The organism is Kitasatospora putterlickiae, assembly GCF_039527695.1.
In the GTDB taxonomy this organism is placed as follows: domain Bacteria; phylum Actinomycetota; class Actinomycetes; order Streptomycetales; family Streptomycetaceae; genus Kitasatospora; species Kitasatospora putterlickiae.
The window spans coordinates 12,216-13,838 of the sequence record NZ_BAAAKJ010000059.1 but is presented as its reverse complement, the minus strand read 5'-3'; the positions used below and the strand labels follow the sequence as shown (position 1 = coordinate 13,838).

Annotated in this window: 1 protein-coding gene; it reads right to left on the bottom strand. The window is 76.5% G+C overall.

Going from position 1 to position 1,623, the window contains the following annotated elements:
* A partial coding sequence (locus ABD308_RS06805; protein ID WP_425554712.1) for a diaminobutyrate--2-oxoglutarate transaminase family protein occupies positions 1-1,373 on the bottom strand: 1,373 nt, incomplete at its 3' end.
* Between the last annotated feature and the right edge of the window lie 250 nt (positions 1,374-1,623).

Here is a 1,623-nt window from a genome sequence, read left to right as displayed (position 1 = left end):
CCCAGCGCGGCGAGCCGCACCTCCTGGTCCCGCTCCAGCACCGCGGCCGCCTGCTCGTCGCTGATGGTGAGCGGGGGCAGCAGCCGCAGCACGGCGTCGTGCCGGCCACCGAGTTCGACGATCAGCCCGCGCGCCAGGCACGCCTCCCGCACCCGGACGGCGAGTTCGGGGTCGGCCGGCCGCGCGCCGCAGGCGTCCGGTTCCGCCGCCGGGTCGACGAGCTCCACGCCGATCATCAGCCCGCGCCCGCGCACGTCGCCGATCACCGGCAGTTCCCCGGCCAGCGCCCGTAGCCGTTCGGTCATCCGCGCGCCGACCGCCGCCGCGCGTTCGGCCAGCCCGTTGGCGGCGACGTAGCGCAGGGTGGCGGCGCCGGCCGCCATGGCGAGGGTGTTGCCGCGGAAGGTGCCGGTGTGCGCGCCGGGCCGCCAGCCGTCGTACTCCTCGCGGTAGACGACGACGGCGAGCGGCAGGCTGCCGCCGATCGCCTTGGAGAGCACCATCGCGTCCGGCACGATCCCGCTGTGCTCGACGGCCCACATCGCCCCGGTGCGGCCGACGCCGGTCTGCACCTCGTCGACGATGAGCGGGATGCGGCGCTCGGCGGTGATCCGCCGCATCGCGCGCAGCCAGTCGTCGGGCGCGGGGACGACGCCGCCCTCGCCCTGGACGGCCTCCAGGATCATCGCGGCGGGCGGGACGACGCCGCCGGACGGGTCGTCGAGCAGCCGCTCGACGTAGGTGGCGGACAGCGCGGCGCCGTTCTCCCCGCCGACGCCGAACGGGCAGCGGTAGCCGTAGGGGTAGGGCAGCCGGACCACCTCGCCGCCGCCGGGCAGCGGCTCCTTGACGGAGACGTTGCCGGTGAGCGCGAGGGCGCCGGCGGTCATCCCGTGGTAGGCGCCGGTGAAGGCGAGGGCGCCGGAGCGGCCGGTGGCCGTCTGCGTCAGCTTGAGCGCGGCCTCGACGGCGTCCGTCCCGGCGGGGCCGCAGAAGTGCACGCGCGCGCCGTCGGCGAAGGCGGGCGGCAGGCTCTCGAACAGGGCGGTGGTGAAGTCGTCCTTCTCGGCGGTGGCGAGGTCGAGCAGGTGGAGCGGGGCGCCGCTGTCGAGGGTGCGGCGGATCGCCTCCAGCACGACGGGGTGGTTGTGGCCGAGCGCGAGGGTGCCGGCGCCGGAGAGGCAGTCGAGGTAGCGGCGGCCGTCGGCGCCCTCGACGGTCATGCCGTTGGCGCGCACCGGGACGATGGGGAACGAGCGCGCGTAGGTGCGGGCGGCGGACTCACGGACGCGCTGGCGCCGCAGGACGGCGGCGCCCGGAGCGGTGGCGGCCTGGGCGGTGGAGGCCTGGGCGGCGGTGGCCTGGGTTGGCACGGGGACGGTCGGACCGGTGGCGGGCTCAGCGGCGAGCGTCAAGGCGGACTCCCAAGAAATTAGGTGAGGCTAACCTTACTTCCCAGGCCCCCTCGGGATCCGTCGAGGGCCGCCGGAACCACCCGTGTGGGTGACAGCGGGCCCGTTTCCCCAACGAGCGGGCCGCCCGGAGGTCACGCCCCGGCCCTCCCCTTCGGTCCACCCGGGCGCGCGCTACCCTCACCCCATGCCGCCCTCCCCGACCCCGCCG